Here is a 23,603-nt window from a genome sequence, read left to right on the forward strand (position 1 = left end):
ATTTCAAGTCCACACATCCAGACGTATCGCACTAGACAAAAAATTATTAAACCGCATAGTCATGCGATTCTCTCGTGTGTAGATCTTCGCTTTTTCTTTGAAAGTCTATCATCGAAATAATTACGAGAATAGCGGCTTTCCAAATGAAAAGCACCTTTAGAATAATATCATTCTTTCTCATTCCTGTCAACACATACTTACTTTTTAAGAACATTTTTTAATAAAAATATTTTTAGCAAAGGAGTAAGAATTCCACCTTACTCCTTGCTAAAAATTGATTATTCTTCAGAGATTTCTTCTTCAGAATCTTCATAAACTACTTCATTGTCTATTCCCACTGATTTAGGAGCCAAGTTTGTATATAACTGGATTCCTGTACCTGCTGGAATTTGTTTACCAATGATAACATTTTCTTTCAATCCTACTAAATCATCCGATTTACCACGAATAACAGCATCCGTTAAGACACGTGTTGTTTCTTGGAAGGATGCAGCAGATAAGAAACTATTTGTTTCAAGCGCTGCTTTCGTAATTCCTAGTAAGACGGAACGAGCTGTTGCTGGTTGTCCACCAGACATTAATGTATCTGTTACATGATCTTTGAAATCATGAATATCCATTAATTCGCCTGGTAAGATTTCAGTATCCCCTGGGTCAAGGATGCGAACTTTTCGTAACATTTGACGTGCAATAACTTCCACGTGTTTGTCTCCGATTTCTACCCCTTGACTTCGATAAGCGTATTGAACTTCTTTTAAGATATATTCTTGAAGTTTTGAAACACCACTTACTGCCAGTAATTCTTTTGGATCAATAGAACCTTCATTAAACGCGTCTCCACGTTCAATGGTGTCTCCTACATCCACACGCATACGTGCATTTCTTGGTAATTTGTAAGAACGTGTATCTGTTAGACCTTTTACCGTAATTTCTTTTTCGTTTTCTTCTGGGTTTTCTTCAATAGATTCAATGGTACCTGTAACTTCTGAAATAGTCGCTTGACCTTTTGGATGTCTCGCTTCAAAAATTTCTTGAACACGTGGTAACCCTTGAGTAATATCGTCTCCTGCAACTCCACCGGTATGGAATGTACGCATCGTTAATTGTGTACCTGGTTCACCAATGGATTGTGCAGCAACAATTCCTACTGCTTCCCCTACTTCAACTTCACGCCCTGTTGCTAGGTTTCTACCATAACATTTACGGCAGACACCATGGCGAGCGTTACATTTATAAACGGAACGAATAGAAATTTCTTTATAACCTGCACGAACAATGTTACGTGCGATATCTTCCGTAATCATTTCATTTTCGCTAACAAGTATTTCACCAGTTTCTGGGTTTTCTACTGTTTGACGAGAATAACGACCGATGATTCGTTCTTCTAAACTTTCAATTTCCTCGTTGCCTTGTTTCAATTCACGAGCAACAATTCCACCTTCAGTTCCACAATCGTCTTCTCGGACAATTACGTCTTGAGAAACATCAACCAAGCGACGTGTGAGGTAACCAGAGTCCGCTGTTTTCAGTGCCGTATCCGTCATTCCTTTACGAGCTCCGTGAGTAGAAATAAACATCTCTAAAACAGATAGCCCTTCACGGAAGTTCGAGGTGATCGGCAATTCCATAATTTTCCCACTTGGTCCTGCAATCAGACCACGCATACCTGCTAATTGGGTAAAGTTTGAGATGGAACCACGGGCTCCTGAGTCACTCATCATGTAGATATTGTTTTCACGGTCTACTGAGGTAGCTAACTCGTCTTGGATAATATCTCGAGCTTCTGTCCAAATATCGATAACGTTTTGGTAACGTTCATCTTCGGAAATTAATCCTCTTCGGTGAGTCGCATTGATTCGATCAACTTTAGCACTTGCATCTTCTAAAAGTTCTTCTTTATCTGCTAGGATAGGAATATCGGCAATACCCACTGTAATCCCTGATTTAGTAGAATATTCATAGCCTAAGTTTTTCATGTTATCAAGCATTTCAGATGTTTGAGCCACTTGGAATCGTTTGAAGACTTCAGCAATGACATTTCCTAAATCTTTTTTCTTAAATGGATTTATAGGTTCTTGATTTTTAATGTGTTCTTTAATGTTTGTACCGTATGGAACAAAATATTTATCCGGTGTTTGAACTTCTAAATTGTTTAAAGTTGGTTCATTTAGATACGGGAATTCTTCCGGCATAATATTATTAAAGATTATTTTTCCAACAGTTGTAATTAAATATTTATCTTTTTGTTCTTCAGTAAAGCGTTTATTTGGTAAATCAACCGTTTGGATAGCGATACGTGAGTGTAGATGAACGTATCCTGTTTTGTAAGCTTGGAATACTTCTTCTGGTGTAGAGAAAGCCATTCCTTCCCCTTCTGCTCCAGCTCTCTCGAGTGTTAAATAATAGTTTCCTAAAACCATATCTTGAGAAGGTGTAACAACTGGTTTTCCATCTTTAGGGTTCAAAATGTTTTGTGCACCAAGCATTAAGATTCTTGCTTCTGCTTTTGCTTCTTCACTTAACGGTACGTGAACCGCCATTTGGTCCCCATCAAAGTCCGCATTATAAGCTTCACAGACTAATGGATGTAGTCGGATTGCTTTTCCATCAATAAGAACAGGTTGGAATGCTTGAATCCCTAATCGGTGAAGAGTTGGTGCCCGGTTTAGAAGAACTGGATGTTCTTGAATAACATCTTCCAATACTTCCCAAATTTCTTCATCTAATTGTTCTACTTTACGCTTTGCATTTTTAATATTTGTCGCAATTTCACGGGCGACTAATTCACGCATGACAAATGGTTTGAATAATTCAACAGCCATTTGTTTCGGTAATCCACATTCCGACATTTTCAATTCAGGTCCGACAACAATTACGGAACGTCCTGAATAATCGACACGTTTACCGAGTAAGTTTTGACGGAAACGACCTTGTTTCCCTTTCAACATATGAGAAAGTGATTTTAATGGACGATTTCCTGGTCCAGTAACTGGACGACCACCGTTATCGATTAAGGCATCGACTGCTTCTTGCAGCATACGCTTTTCATTTTGAACGATAATGTGTGGTGCATTTAAATCCAATAATCTTTTCAGACGGTTATTACGGTTAATGACACGACGATATAAATCATTCATATCACTTGTCGCAAAGCGTCCACCATCAAGTTGAACCATTGGACGTAGCTCTGGTGGAATAACTGGAAGAACATCCATGACCATCCATTGTAGTTCATTTCCAGAAATGGCAAATGAATCCATAATATCTAATCGGCGGATGGCGCGTGTACGTCTTTGTCCCGTTGCAGTCAGTAAGAACTCTTTAAGTTCTTTAACTTCTGCTTCTAAATCTACATCATCTAGTAATAACTTAATGGCTTCAGCACCAACTTCGGCACGGAATGCATTTCCATATTCTAGACGAGCATCACGATATTCGAACTCATTTAGTAATTGTTTTTTCTCAAACGGTGTATCCCCAGGTTCAATCACCACATAAGAAGCATAATAAATGATTTCTTCTAAAGAACGTGGACTCATATCTAAAATAAGTCCTAAACGACTTGGGATTCCTTTGAAATACCAAATGTGTGTAACAGGTGTAGCTAGCTCAATATGACCCATACGTTCACGACGAACTTTCGAATTGGTAACTTCTACACCACAACGGTCACAAACAATTCCTTTATAATGAATACGACGATATTTTCCACAAGCACATTCGTAGTCTTTAGTTGGACCAAAAATACGTTCACAGAATAAACCGTCCCGTTCTGGTTTTAGTGTACGGTAGTTGATGGTTTCTGGTTTTTTGACCTCTCCATATGACCATTCACGGATTTTTTCAGGAGAAGCAATAGAAATTTGTACATGATTAAAATTATTTACGTCAATCAAGGGGGCAAACCTCCCTTTTATGATTTTTTGAACTGCCCTCTGTTCATTTGTGTACCATTAACAGAAAGCAACCTAAAGTCTTTGGCTTCTTGTCTTATTCTATAGAACGAATAGATAAGAGCCTATTGCTTTCTGTAATAGTTACACAAAAATATTATAAGCTTTTATTCTTGAACTTCTGCTTCTTTAGCTGCTTCAGCTTCTCGCTTTGCATCTTCTTTTCTTTTGATTTCTTCTAGAGAATCTACATTATTAAAGGTGTTATCCTCATCGCCAGTTTCTAATTCAATGGAGTGATTATCCACATCCATAACTTTCATATCTAAGCCTAGTGCCTGCAATTCTTTAACAAGAACTCGGAATGATTCTGGAACACCTGGTTTTGGAAGAGGATCTCCTTTAACGATAGCTTCATACGTCTTCACACGTCCTTCAACGTCGTCAGACTTGTACGTTAAGATTTCTTGTAGAGTATATGAAGCACCATAAGCCTCTAAAGCCCATACTTCCATCTCTCCGAAACGTTGACCACCAAATTGAGCTTTTCCTCCAAGAGGTTGTTGAGTAACGAGTGAATAAGGACCTGTTGAACGAGCATGCATCTTGTCATCTACCATATGAGATAATTTCAAGAAGTACATGACACCAACAGACACTTTATTATCAAATTCTTCTCCAGTACGGCCATCGTATAAAACAGTCTTACCGTCACGATCCCATCCGGCTTCTTCTAATACATCCATAATATCTTCTTCGGTTGCACCATCGAATACAGGAGTTGCAAAGTGAACACCAAGTTCACGAGCTGCCATTCCTAAATGTAATTCAAAGACTTGTCCAATGTTCATACGTGAAGGAACTCCTAGTGGGTTCAACATAATATCCACTGGCGTACCGTCTGGTAGATATGGCATATCTTCTTCTGGAAGGATTAAAGAGACAACCCCTTTATTTCCATGTCGTCCAGCCATTTTATCTCCAACACTAATCTTACGTTTTTGAGCAATATATACTCGAACGAGATCATTAACTCCAGCAGATAACTCATCGCCATCTTCACGCTTGAAGACTTTAACTTCGTTTACAATTCCGCCTCCACCGTGTGGTACACGTAGAGAAGAATCACGAACTTCACGAGCTTTTTCCCCAAAAATGGCATGCAAGAGTTTTTCTTCTGCAGATTGTTCAGACATTCCTTTTGGTGTGACTTTACCGACTAAGATATCGCCATCACGAACTTCAGCACCTACTCGGATAATTCCATTTTCATCTAGATTTTTCAATGCTGCGTCACCCACGTTAGGAATTTCTCGGGTAATCTCTTCTGGACCTAATTTCGTATCTCTAGCTTCTGATTCATATTCTTCGATGTGGATAGATGTGTAAACATCATCTTTAACGAGACGTTCACTCATAATAACCGCATCCTCAAAGTTATAACCATCAAAAGTAGTGAAAGCAATTAATGGATTTTTACCTAAAGCTATTTCTCCTTGTTCCATAGCTGGTCCATCCGCTAGAATGTCCCCTTTATCCACTTTTTCACCATGATTGACAATCGGTCTTTGGTTATATGACGTTCCAGAGTTTGAGCGTTGGAACTTAAAGACATGATAATGATCAATCATGCCATTTGATTTTTTAACTCTAATATTTTCAGCATCCACATAATCAACGACGCCTGATTCTCTCGCAACAATTGCAGAACCTGATCCTTTAGCTGCCGTATTTTCGATTCCTGTACCAACTAGTGGTGCTTGTGGATCTAGCAACGGAACAGCTTGTCGTTGCATGTTTGCTCCCATAAGTGCACGGTTGGAGTCATCATTTTCTAAGAAAGGAATACTTGATGTTGCCACAGAAACAACTTGTTTTGGAGAAACGTCCATATAGTCAATTTGACCAACAGGTACTTCTTCGTTGTCGTCTCGGCGACGAGCCAATACGCGATCTTCGACAAACTGGTCGTTCTCATCTAGTAAGGAGTTTGCTTGCGCGATGGTATACAAATCTTCTTCATCCGCAGTTAAATATTCAATTTCATCGGTCACTTGGCCATTTTTACGATCCACTTTACGATAAGGTGTTTCAATAAAGCCAAATTTATTTATTTTTGAATAGGTGGATAAACTGTTAATTAATCCAATGTTTGGTCCCTCAGGTGTTTCAATCGGACACATACGACCATAATGTGAATAGTGAACATCTCGCACTTCATAACCTGCACGTTCACGCGTTAATCCGCCAGGTCCTAATGCAGAAAGTCGACGCTTATGAGATAACTCACTTAGCGGGTTGACCTGATCCATAAATTGAGAAAGTTGAGAAGAACCAAAGAATTCTTTTACAGAAGCAACTACCGGACGGATATTGATTAATTGTTGTGGAGTTGTCGTGTCTGCATCTTGAATAGACATACGCTCACGCACCACACGCTCCATACGAGAAACCCCGATACGGTATTGGTTTTGTAATAATTCACCAACTGAACGAATTCGACGATTTCCTAAATGGTCAATATCGTCAATTTCGCCAAGGCCTTCTAGTAAACCAAAGTAGTAACTAATGGATGCAATCACATCTTCTGGCAATAACCATTTTTTATCTTCTTCTGGTTCACCGTTTCCAATAATATTTACTGTTTGTTCTGCATCTTTTTTAGAATAAACTTTAATCATTTGAACATTCATAGGTTCTGTAACTACGGCTTCATCAGATGGAGTAAGTGTAACATCTAATAAACCGTTATCGATATGAGGAGCTAATTCATCCATAATATCATGATTAATTACAGTACCTTCTTCAACTAAAATTTCACCCGTTTCAGGATCAACAAGTGTTTCAGCTAAAGTTTGATTTAATAAACGAGTCTTAATATTTAATTTTTTATTTAGTTTGTAACGACCCACATAAGCTAAATCGTATCTTCTTGGATCAAAGAAACGAGTGTTAAGTAAGCTTCGAGAAGAGTCTGCTGTTTTAGGCTCTCCTGGGCGTAAACTTTCATAAATGTCTTTTAGCGCTTCTTCTACACGAGAATCCGCTGGGTTTTTATGAATATCTTTTTCTAATGTTCCTTGCATTGCTGTATTATTACCAATGAGATCAATTATTTCATCGTCTGACCCAAAACCTAGTGCTCGAACGAAAGTCGTTAAAGGTAATTTACGTGTACGATCAATTCGTACATTTAATAATCCTCTTGTATCTGTTTCAAATTCTAACCATGCACCACGGTTAGGAATCATTACTGCACTAAATCCTTCTCTACCATTTTTTTCAACTTTTGGACTGAAATAGACTCCTGGAGAACGTACTAATTGTGAAACGACTACACGCTCTGATCCATTAATAATAAAAGTCCCTTGTTCTGTCATTAAAGGCAGATCTCCAAAGAAAACTTCTTGTTCTTTTATTTCGCCTGTTTCATTATTTACTAATCGTAGCTTTACATAGATGGGTGTTGAGTAATTTGCATCGTGTTCGCGTGCTTCGTCAACTGTATATTTTGGTTCATCAAATGAATAATCCAAAAAATCTAAAGACAAGTTCCCAGAAAAATCATCTATCGGAGAAATATCCTGGAATAACTCTTTCAAACCATCGTCTAAAAACCACTGATAAGAGTCGGATTGAATCTCAATCAAATTGGGAATTTCCATCACTTCACGAATTCTAGAAAAACTTCTACGAACTCGTTTTTTACCATAGTGAACTTCATTACCTCGCACTCTATTCACCTCTCATTGATTTCACTGTTTGTTCGAAATATTAAATGCTTTTAAATCAGACATTAATTAACATTACAAATATTACAAATTTGTTACAAAGTAGTAACAAATGAGTATTTCTTCTAATTTTGAGCAAAAAAATAACAAAAGAAATGTGTATTCAGTAAATCCACAATGTCTTTTGTTTTCCCAAAAGTGTGTCTGGACAATATTTCAGACCACTCTTACCAATATTTCCAACAATATAGCGTTCATATATTATAGGACATCATCTTCACAATGTCAAGCAATTATCATAAATCATTTACTTATTTATTTCAACCTTTTTTTAATTTATTCTATTTTAAAAAACTTTTATAACTCATTTGAATAGCTGGAAATCAAAAAAATTCTATGTTTCCTCTTTAAAACTTTTTCTTTCTTTGATATTCTAAGGGGTAAATATTTCATTGTTTTTTTGAGAGATCATTAAGATAATTGAAACATTCTCAAATAAGGAGGAAAATATGAGTAAGAAAGAAGATTCACAACAAATGTCAGGAGCATTAGGGTGGATAGAAAAAGTTGGGAACCGATTACCTCATCCGGTAGTTTTATTCATTCTCTTAGCTGCTTTCGTTATTGTTTTATCTCAAGTTTTAGCTTCATTGGGGGTAGAGGTTACTTATTTCAATAGTGCTGAACAAGAGTATATAACCGTAGAAGCCATTTCTTTACTAAACGCAACAGGGATTAACCATATCTTTAATTCTGCCGTTGAAAACTTTACCAGCTTTGCCCCTTTAGGAACAGTTCTTATTGCTATGTTAGGAGTAGGCGTTGCTGAGTGGACAGGTTTAATTGCTGCAGCCATGAAAAAATTACTTTCAAACATTCCAAACGGCTTGCTATCCGCAGCGATTGTTTTTGCAGGAATTATGTCAAACATTGCTTCTGATGTTGGTTATGTCGTTATTGTTCCTTTAGGCGCCATGATCTTTGCTGCAGCTGGACGACACCCCATCGCTGGTTTGACCGCTGCCTTCGCAGGAGTTTCCGCTGGTTTTTCAGCCAACTTACTTCCTGGGCCTTTAGATGCATTACTAGTAGGAGTGGCAAATGAATCCCTCGCTTCATCAGGCATTCATTATGAAATGTCTATTACAGCGAACTGGTACTTTTTAATCGCTTCTACCGTTCTTCTAACGATTGTAGGAACACTTGTAACCGACCGAATCATTGAACCACGACTCGGCAAGTATACAGGAAGCTACCGACCAAGTGACGAGCCATTGACCGACCAAGAATTAAAAGGGTTAAAAAATGCACTAATCGTTCTTATTATCTATGTAGCAATCATGGCTTACTTAATGTTTGGTTCAAATGCTTTATTTCAATCAATTGACGAAACAACCGGGGAACTATCCTTAAGTACTTTTTTAAGTAGCGGATTACTTTTCGCATTATTCCTTTTATTTAGCTTACCTGGCCTAGCTTATGGAGTAACTACTGGTAAAATTAAGGATTCTAATGATTTTGTTGAAGGAATGACAGAAGCGATGAAAACGATGGGTAGCTATATTGTCCTATCTTTCTTTGCTGCTCAACTCATTAATTACTTTGATTATTCAAATATGGGAACCATTCTAGCGACAACAGGTGCCGATTTCTTAAAATCGATTCGTTTAGTTGGTTTACCCCTTTTACTTGCTTTTATTCTTTTGACAGCGTTCATAAATTTATTTATGGGATCCGCTTCCGCAAAATGGACGTTATTATCTCCAATCTTTACACCGATGTTTTATGAATTGAAGATAGCACCCGAAGCAACATTAATGGCTTATCGTATTGCAGATTCCACCACTAATATTATCTCGCCTTTAATGAGTTACTTCGCGATGATTTTAGTCTTCATGAAAAGATACGATGAAGATTCTGGAATCGGGACGCTTATCTCCATTATGATTGTTTACTCGGGAGTCTTTCTTGCGAGCTGGGCATTACTGTTTGCTGTTTGGTACTTGTTCGGCTGGCCACTCGGACCTGGAGCACCGATTGTTTTCTAATCAAAATGACTAAAGATTAATTTAAAAAGAGTTGTTTAACAAATCTCGGCTTCACAAAGCCAAGTAGTTAAACAACTCTTTTTTATTTATTCAAAGTCTATTCTTTTGATTCCTTTGTTGAAGCCAAAACCCAGTACCCTTTTTCTAATGCTACTCGGTTTACATTTCCAAAAATGGCTTCCATCTTTTTTTGTGCACTTGGAGCGCCTTGCTTTTTTTGGATCACAATCAGCAACTTTCCTTCTGGCCTCAAATAATCATAAGCTTCTTCTAAAATCTGATGCACTACTTTTTTTCCCGCTCGAATTGGAGGATTAGAAATAATTCCTGCAAACTGATGATTTTCCACCTGCTCAAATAAATTTGATGCATAAATTTCAGTATTCTCAGTCGCATTTAATTTTGCATTCTCTTTAGCTAAAAGGATAGCTCGTTCATTGATATCGACCATTTCAACTTGACGATTTGGGAATGCCTTTGCTAAATATAATCCAATCGGCCCATATCCACAGCCCACATCTAACAAATTCCCCTCAGGAAAGGCGGTATGCGCAGCAGTCGTTGCTAATACTTCTGATCCTAAATCCACTCGTTTTTTTGAAAACACACCCGCATCTGTCACAAACGAAAACTTGCGGCCTGAAAGATTCACTTCGATTGTTTCACGGTGACTCTCTGATGAAGGTTTTGACGAATAATAATGATCCATAATTCCCTGTCCTCTCCCGAAATTCAGAATTTTTAGTTGCTTATAGTTTAACAAATTTTTTCAAAAACTCAATCCACAGAACACATCCACTTATTCCGTTCCTCAATGACCCCACTTATGCAAGTACATTACAAGACGTTCGTCCCATTACTCTTGAGGTAAAATTAGATTAAGAATAACACCGACAATTGCGCTCAACGCTGTTCCTGACAACACCAAAGGTCCTAGATCTAAGACGGCTCCGCCCAGGCCAATGACTAGCATAGCACTTGTAATAATCAAATTACGCACTTTCGTAAAGTCAATTTGCTCATCAATCATTACTTTCAAACCATTACTTGCAATAACTCCATATAAAATAATCGACATTCCTCCGATAACGGCATCAGGAATTGTGGTAAGTAAAGCGGTGAATTTTCCGAAAAAGCTTAAAATAATTGCAATAATCGCCGCATTTCGAATCACACTTGTAGAAGCAATGCGAGTTAACCCAACAACACCCGTATTCTCACCGTATGTGGTATTTGCTGGCCCACCAAAGAAAGCTGATACAAAAGTAGCCACACCATCACCTGTTAGCGTTGCAGCAAGACCTGGATCTTTTAAGAAATTACGTCCAGTAATTTTGCTTAAAACTGTATGGTCCCCAATATGCTCGGCAGCCGTTACTAATACAAGAGGTAAAAATGCCCAAGCTTCAGGTCCAAAATAGAAATGATATTCATTAAATAAAGTTGTTTTAAAAGGAAGATATAATTCGGGGAAACTAAACCAATTAGCCTCAAGAATCGGAGTCACATCAACCACTCCAAGAAGCAAGGCAATAATATAACCACCAGTTATTCCGATGAGAAAAGGAATAATTCTAAGAAATCCAGTAGCTTTCGTATTGACAAAGGCCGTTATTAAAAATGTGCTTAAAGCGACAACGATTGTGCGCCATTCTGCATCTGATACTAACCCAGCATTTTCCACTGCTGAACCGGACAATCCTAAACCAATGACCATAATCATCGGTCCAATAACAATAGGTGGCAATAAATCGTCAATCCACTTTGTTCCAAATTTAGCAGCAATAAGAGCAATAAGAACATATGTAAGACCAGCAATCATAATTCCCGTTTGAGAGGCACTAACATCTCCGCCTAATTCATCCATAGCGATTTGCATTGCACCAATAAACGCAAAAGAAGAACCAAGGTAAACAGGAACCTTTGATTTAGTAATCATATGATAAATTAGTGTCCCGACACCACTCATTATTAACGCAACTGAAATAGGTAATCCTGTCAATATAGGAACAAGTATCGTTGCCCCAAACATCGCAAAAATATGTTGAAAACTAAGTAGCAAACCCGGACAAAACTCTGGCTTCTCATCTACATCTAACAGTAACTTCTTCTCTTCAATCATTTTATTCTCCCCCGATAGTCAATTTTTGCGCAAAAAAATAGAGCTCTTTTGATAGCAAAAGAACTCATGAGATAGTTATCTCTAGTTTAGAACAAATCAATATATGTACTGTAGAGATAATCTATTCAAGACCTTTGACAACTATCTCTTTGGATGTCTATTTTGACCTCCAAGATTTTTGCCTTGACTATAGTATCAATTTAATCTCAGAAACACAAGCGATATTTTAACTTTCTTTTCATTTTCTTTCATTTAACCGATCTTGTGTTGAAGCATTAGCGATTAAAGCAATCGATATCGAAACGACCATTAAACTAGATCCTCCGTAACTTAACAAAGGAAAAGTCACTCCGGTAATGGGAATTAAACCTGTCAGCCCCGCTAAATTGATTAAGGTTTGAGTGAGTAACATACTCCCTACCCCAATATAAATCAAGCTATTAAAGCTATCTTTCGAATGACTGCCTAAATAGAAAGCTCGACCAATAATCATACCTAAAGCTACTAAAATAGCGGTCACCCCCGCTAAACCTAGTTCCTCTCCAATAATTGCCATAATAAAGTCGGTATAAGGAAAAGGTAGGTAGCCGGTTTTTTGAACGCTATTTCCGATACCTACTCCAAACATCCCCCCACGACTTAACGCATAATACGAATTGACGAGTTGATTCCCGTACGATTCATAATAACCAAAAGGATCCCATAAACCTAAAAAGCGGTCATACCGATAACCTAAAATAGGAATACTATCTCCAAACTTATAAATAATGAATGTCAGGCCACCAACAAGCGTTACACCAAATAAAATAAATGATAAGCCATATTTTAAAGAAGCGCCACTAGCTGATAACATAAAAACAGTCATCAAACCGATAATAATGGCCGTTCCTGTATCTGGCTGCAATAAAATTAAAAAGAAGATGGCCCCCACTAAAATACTAGGCTTTATTATTGTTTGTAAGAATGCAGACTCTAATTCTTTTTGATTTCTAGAAAAAATATACGCTAAATACCAAATTACAAAAATTTTTGCGAATTCAGCCGGTTGGAGATTAAAAACAGGCAGCGGAATCCACCGTCTTGCACCTAAACGTGCTGGTAGAAAAAGAACAACCGTCAAAAGTGAAAAAATACCTACTGTTCCAAACAGAATCGCTTTTTTCTTTTTCAAAACTCGAAAAGGAAAAATATAAACAAAAAAGGCAATGACCAGACTTATACAAACGATAATTGATTGGCGAATAAGATAATAATTAGAGTTCCCGAATTCTTCCATTGCACTGTAATTACTCGCCGAATACACAGCAATCACACTAAATAAAATCAATACGATAAAAGGAAATACAATCCATTTATCTAACAACTTTAAACGTTCTTTTAACATATCCATCCCCTTCCTAGAAACAATATCCCTTTAAAAAATTACTTAACTCCTGAATGAAACTCTTCACCCTCACCTGAAAAGATGTAAGAACGATGATGGAAACGCATTGACATAAGTAATCCTACTCCCATCATGTTTCCCAGCAAGGCAGAACCCCCTTGAGAAACAAAAGGTAATGGGATTCCAGTTACTGGGAGCAAACCAATATTCATGCCTACATTTTCTAAGACATGAAACACAATCATCATAATAACACCCGTAGCAATATAGGCATAAAATTCATTTTTCGTATCATAAACAATTTTAATCATATTATAGACTAAGACAAAATAAATAAAGATTAAAAAAGAACCGCCTATAAATCCAAAGTTTTCAGTAATCGTAGTAAAGATCATATCGGATTCTCGCACTGGCACATACACTTCAGAAACTCCTAAACCTTTTCCAAAAACCCCTCCTGAGCCAATCGCTTTAAACGCTTGAGTTACTTGGTAAGAAGAAGCCGTTGTATCTTGGTAAGGGTCTAGCCACGTATGAATTCTTAAAATTTGATACTGACCTACTCCTAAAGTTTCAATTAAAAAATCAGGATTATAGACGGCCAATACTAAAATCCCAATCCCTAGAGATGAAACAATAATAACAATTGGCAAGAGTATTTTCCACTGAAAACCAGATAATAATATTATTCCCGCTAAAATGGCTGCATATACCAGCGTTGTCCCTAAGTCATTTTGAGCCATTAGTAAGACAAACGGTAAGACTGAATAGAGTAGCAACTTCCCAAGAAGCAGAAAGTCGGATTGCACGGTTCGAGCTATATTTTTTGAATTGTGCAGGGTTACCCCCTTCGCTAACATGAGAATATATGGAATCTTTACAAATTCTGAGGGCTGAAGAGTAAAATGGATCACTGGAATTTTAATCCAACTTTTTGCTCCAGTCGAAACTGCTAAGCTTCTATCATATAAAAAGAGTGTAGCTACTAAAGCGATGATCCCCGCCCAATATAAGTAGTCTGTAATTTTCCATAATTGTTCGGAGTCAAATAACATAATGACTGCTGCAGTACTTATCCCAATTATATACCAAATAAATTGTAGAATTGTCATGCGCATAGATCCATCCTGCATCAAAACGGTCGTGGAATATAAAGAAACCAGACCAATAATTGCAAGCAATAGAATACAAAGGATAATACCATAATCAATTCGCGAGCCATTTTTATTGTTACTCTCCATTCATTTTCCCTCCTAGTAGTAACCTGATTATTTTCAATCCTGATTATTTTGTGACATGTGATATTATAGCATAAAGTTGCGGGTTATCATGTTTTATTTAAGAATTTATTTCATTAAATTTCCAAAGTTTTCATGCAGATTCTCCAGAATAAAATGAATTTACTTGGTAGGAGGACTCCTAGCGTGACATTATTTTAAATAATATGATGTGAGAACACTCTTGTGGTACAACTTTTCAATTTTCGTGTTCTAAGAATGGATTTTTTTAATCCACTACCCTAAAAATTAGAAAAGCCTCAAACGATATGAATCGTTCGAGGCTTTGTCTTGAGCATGATTGATCGTTAAACTTATTTAAGTTCAACTGATCCTCCAGCTTCTTCAATTTTTCCTTTAATTTCTTCAGCTTCGTCTTTGTCGACGCCTTCTTTAATTACGCTTGGAGCTTCGTCTACTAAACCTTTAGCATCTTTCAAGCCTAATCCTGTAATTTCACGAACTGCTTTAATTACTTGGATTTTAGCTGAACCTGCGTCAGTTAATTCAACGTTAAATTCTGTTTGTTCTTCTTCTGCTGCACCTGCGCCTGCACCTGCTACTGCTACTGGTGCTGCTGCTTCTACTCCAAATTCTTCTTCAATTGCTTCTACTAATTCGTTGATTTCAAGAACTGTAGATTCTTTTAAATCAGCGATAATTTGTTGTACATCTAAAGCCATTTTAAAATTCCTCCATTTTTTAATTTAAATTTCTAGTTGTCTATTTTCTTGTTTATATGTTGATATTTGAAAGTGAAAACTCAACCCATAAATTAAGCTGCGTCTTCTTCTTCTTTTTTCTCTGCAACTGCTTTGAATGCCAATGCTGTATTTCGAATTGGTGCTTGAAGTACAGATAATAGCATTGATAGTAATCCTTCGCGGTCTGGAAGTTTTGCAACTGCTTCAATTGTTTCAACAGGAACGACTTCGCCTTCCATGTATCCACCTTTTACTACAAGTGCTTCTGCTTCCTGTGCAAATTCAACCATGATTTTAGCTGGTGCAACAACTTCTTCTTCACTAAATGCGATAGCTGTTGGTCCAACAAATACTTCATCTAAGCCTTCAATTTCAGCTAATTCTGCTGCTTTACGTAGCATTGTGTTTTTAACAACACGCATTTCTACGCCTGCATCACGTAATTGTTTACGTAAATCAGTTACTTCTGCTACTGTTAAACCACGATAGTTAACAACAACGAATGCTGCTGAATTTTGAAATTTTTCTACTAATTCTTCTACAATTTGTTGCTTTTCTTGTAAAACTTGTTCACGACTCACTAACGTCACCTCCATAAGCTTGTCAATTTTGTAATAAAAAACTCCCTTAGTCACCGATGACATAAGGGAGTGTTAAATGCATGATAATATCGTTTAAATCATTAAACTTATCAAAATTACATCTTCCTCGGCATGATATTAAGGCTTACGCCACACACTGTCTTCGGTAATGTTAGGTATTCAATTCATATAAGAACTTGTATATCATAACAAGAACTTTTTTATTATGCAAGCTTTTTATGCTTCTTCTTGTGCAAGGATTGTACGAGCGTCAATTTTGACACCAGGACCAAATGTACTTGCTACAGTTAAAGCTTTAACATAGCTTCCACCTGGAACGCTTGCTGGGCGTGCTTCGATAATTTCTTCATGGATTGCTTTTAAGTTTTCTAATAACTCGTCTTCACTAAATGAAACTTTACCAATTAAAACGTGTAAGTTTGATTGGCGATCCACACGGTAAGCAACTTGACCAGCTTTAATATCAGTAACAGCTTTTGCTACATCAGGTGTAACTGTACCTGTTTTAGGGTTAGGCATTAAACCTTGTGGGCCTAATACTCGTCCTAATTTACCAACTTCAGCCATCATATCTGGGGATGCAACAACGACGTCAAAGTCCATCCAGCCACCTTCGATACGCTCTACTAGATCGGAATCTCCAACGTAGTCTGCGCCAGCTTCTTTTGCAGCTTCAGCGGCTTCTCCTTTTGCAAATACAACAACAGTTTCGGTGTTTCCTGTACCATTAGGTAGAACTAAAGCACCACGTAATTGTTGGTCTGCATGTTTTGGATCTACACCTAAACGGTATGAGATTTCAATACTTGCATCAAAATTTGCATAATCAATTTCTTTTACTAGATTAATTGCTTCTCGAGCGTTGTATTCCATTTCGCGGTCTACTTGCTCTAAAGCAGCTAAATATTTTCTACTTCTCTTTTTGTTTGCCACGATTAAATCCTCCTTATGTGGTATTAACGGATTGACCTCCCACTTAATCACATAAAATAAGATATTTTATGTAATGAGCACGAGACATCTCATCAGTATTCGAATATGTTTTCGAAATTACCCTTCTACTGTGATTCCCATGCTTCGAGCAGTACCTTCAACTACACGCATAGCAGCTTCTACGTCTGCTGCGTTTAAATCTTCTAATTTAGTTTCTGCGATTTCTCTCACTTGATCAGATGTAACAGTACCCACTTTTTTCGTGTTTGGTTCACCTGAACCTAAATTAATACCGGCTGCATCTTTTAATAAGACAGAAGCTGGTGGAGTTTTTGTTACAAATGTAAATGAGCGGTCCTCATAAACAGTAATAACAACAGGGATAATTGTTCCTTGTTGGTCTTGCGTACGAGCATTAAACTCTTTAGTAAAACCTGAAATGTTAATTCCGGCTTGTCCTAAAGCTGGACCAACTGGTGGAGCTGGTGATGCTGCTCCCGCAGGAATCTGTAATTTTACAACGTCAATAACTTTTTTTGCCACGAGACATACCTCCTTGTTTTGTCCGTGTGTGGTTAAAATGGGGTTAAGTATTTTCCCCTCCCACGCATAACTCCATCCGCTAGATACATTATCCAACAGATGTACCGAAGTATATTATCATTTTTTATATCAAAATGCAAGCCTGTTTTTTATTTTTATTCCTCTTAACATAAGGTTTTTCACCTTTTTTGGCTTTTAAATATTCTTCGATTATAAACTAAAACCTTCTTCAATTTGTTTAACTTCTGAATAATCTAATTCAGTATCTGTTTCTCGTCCAAACATCTCGACAGAAACCGTAACTTTTCCTTTATCTTCGTCAAAGCTCTCAACGACACCTTCCATACCAGCAAAAGCTCCATTGATAATTTCAACATGTTCACCAAGGCTTAATTGAATTTCTACTTTACGAGGATTCATGCCCATGCTACGGAAAACACTGTCTACTTCTTCTGGTAATAATGGTGATGGTTTACTTCCAGCCCCATGAGAGCCTACAAATCCTGTAACACCAGGTGTATTTCGCACCACATACCAAGCTTCGTCTGACATTACCATCTGTACTAAAACATAGCCGGGAAAGGTTTTCTTCATAGTAGAAGACACTTCACCATTTTTTTCTTCATAAACTTCTTGCTCGGGAACGAGTACTTCAAAAATATTATCTTCCATTCCCATACTTTTCATTCGTGAAGAAAGATTTTGTTGGATCTTTTTCTCATAGCCAGAGTACGTATGCAAAACATACCAAGCCTTCTCTTCACTCATTCGATCAAATGAACTGCTCATTACTTCACCCCTATATATTTTTTGTTTTTATTTTTATCCTTCACAACGATTTTTTAACTATTCAACAAATCACTGGAATTAAATGTAATCAAAAAAACCTCCCATGACATTTATTGTCTAGAAGGCTTCACATCTGTTAATGATTATAGCATGATTTCAAAGCTCATGCTAGGTTTTTACGTATTAAATTAATGCAAGTAACCATGTAATTGCAAACTCTGTTATATAGAAAAAGATTGCAAATAAAATAACGACTGTAAAAACGGATGCTGTATTCTTGCGCATTTCTTTTGCAGTTGGCCATTTTGTTTCAACCATTTCATGTTTTACTTCACTAAAAAAGTTGCTAACTTTACTCATTTTAGCTGCCCGACTCCTTTCGGTCCTTTAACAATTATTTTGTTTCTTTATGCAAGGTGTGTTTACCACAGTATTTACAGAACTTTTTAACTTCTAACCGTTCAGTTCGTGTTTTCGTTCCCATATCTAGCGAATAATTTCGAGATCCACAAACTGTACAAGCCAATGCGCTCTTATTTCGTTTCATTTATGGCCCTCATTTCTATTTGATTTTTTCTATAGTACTTTACCATCAAATCAAGCATTCTGTCAAATTTGTTTCCATCTTTTTATACTTTTTCTGGCAATTGCCAATCGATCGGTTCTTGTCCTGAAGCGATTAATAGCTCATTTGCTTTTGAAAAGGGTTTTGACCCAAAAAATCCACGGTACGCTGATAGCGGACTAGGATGAGGGGACGTTAAAATATAATGCTTTGTTGTATCGATTAAGGCTTGTTTTTTTCTAGCGGAAGCGCCCCACAAAATGAATACAATCGGTTCTTTTCTTTCATTGAGCGAAGCAATCGCAAAATCAGTTAATTCTTCCCACCCTTTTCCTCGATGTGAATTGGCTTGACCTTCACGTACGGTCAGGACTGCATTCAGTAGAAAGACGCCTTGCTCGGCCCATGATTTTAAATATCCGTGAGAAACAGGGGGAATACCTAAATCATCCTCCAACTCTTTATAGATATTTTTTAACGAAGGGGGAATTTTCACTTGTGGTTGAACAGAAAAACTCAATCCATGTGCTTGCCCTTCGCCATGATAAGGATCTTGGCCTAAAATAACGACTTTTACATCTTCATAGTCTGTCCATTGAAAAGCGGTCCAAATATTATCTTTTTCTGGAAAAATCGTATAGTTTGAATATTCTTTTTTTAAAAACTTTCGTAAATTCTGATACGTGGGTGTTTGGGCAGCTTTCTTTATAATCGGTTCCCAATGGTTATGAATCGATATCGACAAAATAATCACTCACTTTCAAGATTTGTTTCTATCTTATCGCATTTTTTTCGCTTTCAAAAACAAAACGTTAGATTTGCTGTAATTGTTTCAATCATTTGGTAGAATAGGGAAGAGAAAAATAGGAAGGAAGAATAATTTGTCTATTAAATTAATTGTATCAGATATGGATGGTACGCTTTTAAATGAAAAGGTTGAAGTTACTGACCGAGTGACCGAGGCTATTTTACGCGCACAAGATGCAGGGATTGAATTTGCGGTAGCTACGGGTCGTACAGTAGATTCCGGATATTCTTTAATCAAAGAAAGAGGAATTTCCTGTCCTTTCATTGAATTAAATGGGGCTCGGTATTTTGATGAAAATGAAAAACTTCATTACACACGAGACATGGAAAAAAAGGATGTTCAAAAACTCATTCATATTTTAGAATATTATGAAGTAAATAATGAATTCCTTACCCAAAAAGGATCTTATTCCAAGCGAACACTGAATGATTATTTAACGTCGTTTAAATCGGTTTTTAAAAATATCAATAAAGATATGACGGATGAAGAGGCTCTTGAATATGCAACTAAGCGCATGGACGATTTCAACTTGAATACAGTGAGTGATTTTAGCTTTTTATATCAAGATCCAAATATTCAAGTGCTTAAAACCTTAGCTCATGCTCACGATAATCTTCCACTGCTCAATGAAATTCAAACAACGATTGAAAAAGAACTTCCTGATTTAATTGTTACTTCCGCTAGCACTTTTAGTTTAGAAGTGAACCATGTGGAAGCTAACAAAGGACAAGCTGTCGCGGAATTAGCACAAGAAAGAGGGTATACCGCTGATGAAGTCATTACGATTGGCGATAATATCAATGATTTAACAATGCTCGAATGGGCTACTCACAGCTATGCTGTCGCAAATGCTCATACCTCTGCGAAAGATGCTGCTGCTTATATTGCACCAAGCCATGCAGATTATGCAGTTGCTCAAATTATTGAACGGGTTCTTGCCGGGAAAAGCTTACGTTTTTAAAGAAATAGAAGCAATTTAAGTTTAACTTCTCGTCAAAATGACTCTAAATAGTGAAGCATTCACTCTTGCGTTTTAAACCCTATTCCATTCTTTTTCTGTAAATCTAACGTTTCTAATGGTATAATGGCTTTACCTATAGGAGGATCTTTAAATGAGACAGTTATTTATAAAAGAAAATCAGCGAAATAATCAACGATTGACTGTTCGAGATACTCGTGGCCAGATTTTATACCTCATTGAAGGCCGATGGGGACGTAAGGATGATATAGTCTCTTTACAAACGATTCAAGGGACGGAGTGTTTGCAAGCAAAGCAAGTAAAACTTTCACCTCTCCCTATTTTTGAAATAACCGCACAAGACGAAAACGTGGGCGTTATTCGAAAACATCCTGGCTTATTTGGCATCCGTGATTCGTATTTCACTTTACATCCTCATCGTTGGGTCATTACTGGTGATTTTGAAGAGCTTTATTTTACAGCTTATAAGAATAATGACTTAATTATGGAATGTGAGAAAATTCAAAAGAACAGTAGTGATTATTTTGAACTTGTTGTTGAACAGGACGAAGATATTCAATTGTGTTCCTTGATTACTGTATTATTGGATCATTATGCCCGTAAGAAAAATGAAGAAGAACAAGCAGATTGTCCAACAGATGATGCTTATAACTTAGGGTTTTTGAATAATATACATTGCTCGATACTTTACCCGCAAGAAAAACAACCGAGGATAAAAATGAAGTAAGTAAATGATCTAAAAATAGAGAGAGTACAGCTTTTGATTTTTGATTGCTGTACTCTCTTTTTTAGTGTCTTAAATTGTAAAGTTCTGTTTACTTATTTTTTTATGCTATACGTTGATAGGGCCTCTTGAATGTTTTGAGCTGTTTTTTGGTTGATCCCTAAGTCTGTAATTTCTTTGAGATCTGCTTCCTTTAGGCGCTTTAAGGACTTGAAGTGGCGTAACACTTTGGTTCGTGTTTTTGGACCGACTCCTTCAATCTCATCTAGCATGGAAGAAAAACTGTTTTTACTCCGAACATTTCGATGAAATTGAATCGCAAATCGGTGCACTTCTTCTTGAATACGTTGAACCAAATAAAAAGCTTGACTTCGTGGATGTAGCGGAATTTCGGTTAAGTCTTCCCCAAAAATAAGCTGAGCCGTTTGGTGTCGTTCGTTTTTTACCATACCTGCAACAGGTAAGTCTAGGCCTAGTTCATTTTCTAAAACATCTTTTGCGGCATTGACCTGAATTTTTCCACCATCCATTAAAACTAAATCGGGAAGCTCTGCCCCTTCTTTAAGTAAACGGGTATAACGTCGGCGAATGACTTCTTGTGTCGTTGCTGCCTCATTACTTCCTTTGACTGTTTTAATATTGAATTTTCGATAATTATTTTTATCTGGTCGCCCTTCATAAAAAGAAACCATTGCGGATACTGGGCTGGTTCCTTGAATGTTCGAATGGTCAAACGCTTCAATCCGTTCGACATACGGTAAGCCTAAAGCTTCTGCCAATTCCTCGGAAGCTCCCGTTGTTTTTAACTGATCCATTTCAATGAGATGGAACTTTTGTTTTAATGCTAAGCGACTATTTTTTCCTGCCAAATCAAGGAGATGTTTTTTCTCTCCCCGTTGAGGGGTGTGAATGGTTGTATTTAATTCCGTCACTAATAAATCACGATCAATCCCTGCTGGTACGTAAACCACTTTTGGAATAATGTTATTTTTATTTTGATAATATTGTAGAATATATTTCAATAGTTCTTCATTTTCATCATTTTTTATCGGGTACATTGCCACTTCTCGTTTAGTTAAAGAGGCTTGACGTACGAAAAATACTTGAATAGAAATCCAGCCACGGTCCACATAGAAATTAAAGAAGTCACGAGAAACAAAATCATTAAATACAATGGATTGTTTTTCTACCGTTTGCTCAATATAGTTTATTTGATTTCTAAATTCAGCTGCTGCTTCAAAATTTAATTCTTGCGAAGCAGTATTCATTTTTTCTTTCAGATCTCGCTTGATCTCCATAACGTTTCCATTTAAGAAAGATTTTATTCGTTTAATTTGAGCCTTGTATTCTTCTACAGATACTTCATGATCACACGGACCGATACATTGTCCAATATGATAATGCAAGCACGCCCGCTTTTGGTGCCCGTTACATTTTCTTAAGGGATAGATTTTTTGAAGGAGTTGCTGGGTTTGTTGAGCAGCTCCAACATTTGGGTAAGGCCCAAAATAATCTGCCCCATCTTTTTCAACTTCTGAAGTAATTAAAAGTTGCGGATGGCGTTCATTTGTAATCTTTAAATAAGGATAAGTCGTTCCAAATTTAAGTAAAATATTATATTTTGGTTTATGTTTTTGAATTAAGGTCACTTCTAATAGCAAAGCTTCCTTATTTGAATCCGTAACAACATACTCAAAGTCCGTAATTTCTTGGACAAGTAAGGCCGTTTTCCCCTCTTTTTTTCCTCTAAAATACGAACGGACTCGATTTTTTAAATTTTTGGCTTTACCAATATAGATAATTTCTTTATCACTATTTTTCATAATATAGCAACCGGGTAAAGTCGGTAAAAGTTTTAATTTATTTTCAACTAATTCTTTTGCCAATTGTTCCACCTCCTTTATTTTTTGCCATCCATTATTATAACAAAAACCGAACAGAATTTCGATAAAATGACTTCGGTGTAATCAATCTACTTTTATTTTGAAATAATCATTCATAATATTCATACGTTCCAAACGTTGTACCCACTAACTGTTCAATGGTTTTGTGTAATTTCGCGAGATCTTTTTTATTGTTTCCTGTAGTATACTGCATGCTTCCTTCTATATTATACATTACGGTTGCGTTTTTAAGATCTAGCGGCAAAATCCCTTGTTCAAGTTGGGGCCACGAAAGAAAATCGAGGTCATTCAACGAAGAGAGAAATTTTTTAACGCTACTACGTCTGATTTTTCCGTCAGCTTGAGTTCCTTGTATATGCCCATAAAGGTCAGTTGTTTCGATTCTGAATTCGCGTTCTTTTAGATCAATTCCAACATCATAGATAGATTTTTTACTTTGTTTAACTGTAAATAATAGGTATTCAATGTCTTCGTAATCCATATTTATCCGCCTCGTTTCTTGTAATATTTATATTCTTTTCAACTTTATTCCTATTTTATCAAATTTATGGTTTGATTTCTTTGATCTACTTAAAATTCTGCTATTTCTGAAAAAGG

19 protein-coding genes and 1 other annotated feature are annotated in these 23,603 nt (G+C 36.8%); of the genes, 3 read left to right on the plus strand and 16 right to left on the minus strand.

The annotated features are described in order from the left end of the window. Positions 1–278: 278 nt before the first annotated feature. Positions 279–3,896 (minus strand): DNA-directed RNA polymerase subunit beta', encoded by a 3,618-nt coding sequence (rpoC, locus tag BUB96_RS05470; protein ID WP_073297594.1) that lies wholly within the window; start codon positions 3,894–3,896, stop codon positions 279–281. A gap of 164 nt (positions 3,897–4,060) precedes the next feature. Then, positions 4,061–7,627 (minus strand): DNA-directed RNA polymerase subunit beta, encoded by a 3,567-nt coding sequence (gene rpoB, locus BUB96_RS05475; protein ID WP_073297595.1) that lies wholly within the window; start codon positions 7,625–7,627, stop codon positions 4,061–4,063. A 506-nt stretch (positions 7,628–8,133) separates the two neighbouring features. On the opposite strand from rpoB, the gene BUB96_RS05480 reads away from it, so the two are divergent. Next, positions 8,134–9,672 (plus strand): AbgT family transporter, encoded by a 1,539-nt coding sequence (locus tag BUB96_RS05480; RefSeq protein ID WP_073297596.1) that lies wholly within the window; start codon positions 8,134–8,136, stop codon positions 9,670–9,672. Positions 9,673–9,769: 97 nt separating this feature from the next. On the opposite strand, the gene BUB96_RS05485 is transcribed toward BUB96_RS05480, so the two are convergent. The 12 genes from BUB96_RS05485 to BUB96_RS05540 form a co-directional block, all read right to left on the minus strand. Continuing rightward, on the minus strand, positions 9,770–10,384 hold the full coding sequence (locus BUB96_RS05485) for a class I SAM-dependent methyltransferase (protein WP_407639288.1): 615 nt from the start codon (positions 10,382–10,384) through the stop codon (positions 9,770–9,772). Positions 10,385–10,528: 144 nt separating this feature from the next. After that, entirely contained in the window at positions 10,529–11,794 is a 1,266-nt protein-coding gene (locus BUB96_RS05490) for a uracil-xanthine permease family protein (RefSeq protein ID WP_073297598.1), read from the minus strand. 238 nt (positions 11,795–12,032) lie between these two features. Continuing rightward, positions 12,033–13,178: an FtsW/RodA/SpoVE family cell cycle protein gene (locus BUB96_RS05495; RefSeq protein ID WP_084136887.1), complete on the minus strand. Its 1,146-nt coding sequence runs from the start codon at positions 13,176–13,178 to the stop codon at positions 12,033–12,035. 38 nt (positions 13,179–13,216) lie between these two features. Further along, positions 13,217–14,419 (minus strand): FtsW/RodA/SpoVE family cell cycle protein, encoded by a 1,203-nt coding sequence (locus BUB96_RS05500; protein WP_073297600.1) that lies wholly within the window; start codon positions 14,417–14,419, stop codon positions 13,217–13,219. A gap of 350 nt (positions 14,420–14,769) precedes the next feature. Further along, positions 14,770–15,138, minus strand: a complete 369-nt coding sequence (rplL, locus tag BUB96_RS05505) for a 50S ribosomal protein L7/L12 (protein ID WP_073297601.1) — start codon at positions 15,136–15,138, stop codon at positions 14,770–14,772. A 92-nt stretch (positions 15,139–15,230) separates the two neighbouring features. Next, on the minus strand, positions 15,231–15,740 hold the full coding sequence (gene rplJ, locus BUB96_RS05510; protein WP_234945799.1) for a 50S ribosomal protein L10: 510 nt from the start codon (positions 15,738–15,740) through the stop codon (positions 15,231–15,233). Positions 15,741–15,766: 26 nt separating this feature from the next. Continuing rightward, positions 15,767–15,925: a sequence feature (ribosomal protein L10 leader region), on the minus strand. A 52-nt stretch (positions 15,926–15,977) separates the two neighbouring features. Next, positions 15,978–16,694, minus strand: a complete 717-nt coding sequence (rplA, locus tag BUB96_RS05515) for a 50S ribosomal protein L1 (RefSeq protein WP_073297603.1) — start codon at positions 16,692–16,694, stop codon at positions 15,978–15,980. 117 nt (positions 16,695–16,811) lie between these two features. Then, positions 16,812–17,237 carry a 50S ribosomal protein L11 gene (gene rplK, locus BUB96_RS05520; RefSeq protein ID WP_073297604.1) on the minus strand — a complete coding sequence of 142 codons (426 nt, stop codon included), beginning with the start codon at positions 17,235–17,237 and terminating at the stop codon, positions 16,812–16,814. Positions 17,238–17,447: 210 nt separating this feature from the next. Beyond that, on the minus strand, positions 17,448–18,026 hold the full coding sequence (gene nusG / locus BUB96_RS05525) for a transcription termination/antitermination protein NusG (RefSeq protein WP_234945800.1): 579 nt from the start codon (positions 18,024–18,026) through the stop codon (positions 17,448–17,450). 183 nt (positions 18,027–18,209) lie between these two features. Then, positions 18,210–18,386: a preprotein translocase subunit SecE gene (secE, locus tag BUB96_RS05530; RefSeq protein WP_073297605.1), complete on the minus strand. Its 177-nt coding sequence runs from the start codon at positions 18,384–18,386 to the stop codon at positions 18,210–18,212. Positions 18,387–18,420: 34 nt separating this feature from the next. Continuing rightward, a complete protein-coding gene (gene rpmG / locus BUB96_RS05535) occupies positions 18,421–18,573 on the minus strand; it encodes a 50S ribosomal protein L33 (protein WP_073297606.1) in 153 nt (50 codons plus the stop codon). An 82-nt stretch (positions 18,574–18,655) separates the two neighbouring features. Continuing rightward, entirely contained in the window at positions 18,656–19,345 is a 690-nt protein-coding gene (locus BUB96_RS05540; RefSeq protein WP_407639287.1) for a uracil-DNA glycosylase, read from the minus strand. A gap of 127 nt (positions 19,346–19,472) precedes the next feature. On the opposite strand from BUB96_RS05540, the gene BUB96_RS05545 reads away from it, so the two are divergent. After that, complete coding sequence (locus BUB96_RS05545) at positions 19,473–20,360, plus strand: Cof-type HAD-IIB family hydrolase (protein ID WP_073297608.1); 888 nt, start codon at positions 19,473–19,475, stop codon at positions 20,358–20,360. A 151-nt stretch (positions 20,361–20,511) separates the two neighbouring features. Then, positions 20,512–21,105, plus strand: coding sequence for an LURP-one-related/scramblase family protein (locus tag BUB96_RS05550; RefSeq protein WP_073297609.1), 594 nt, complete (start codon positions 20,512–20,514; stop codon positions 21,103–21,105). 92 nt (positions 21,106–21,197) lie between these two features. Here the strand turns inward: BUB96_RS05550 and uvrC are convergent, their stop codons facing one another. Both uvrC and BUB96_RS05560 read right to left on the minus strand, forming a co-directional pair. Further along, entirely contained in the window at positions 21,198–22,988 is a 1,791-nt protein-coding gene (gene uvrC / locus BUB96_RS05555; protein ID WP_073297610.1) for an excinuclease ABC subunit UvrC, read from the minus strand. A gap of 106 nt (positions 22,989–23,094) precedes the next feature. Beyond that, the gene (locus BUB96_RS05560) at positions 23,095–23,487 is read right to left on the minus strand and encodes a hypothetical protein (RefSeq protein ID WP_073297611.1); all 393 of its coding nucleotides are present in this window, start codon (positions 23,485–23,487) and stop codon (positions 23,095–23,097) included. Positions 23,488–23,603: the final 116 nt, after the last annotated feature.

It is taken from the genome of Atopostipes suicloacalis DSM 15692, assembly GCF_900129085.1.
Classification (GTDB): domain Bacteria; phylum Bacillota; class Bacilli; order Lactobacillales; family Carnobacteriaceae_A; genus Atopostipes; species Atopostipes suicloacalis.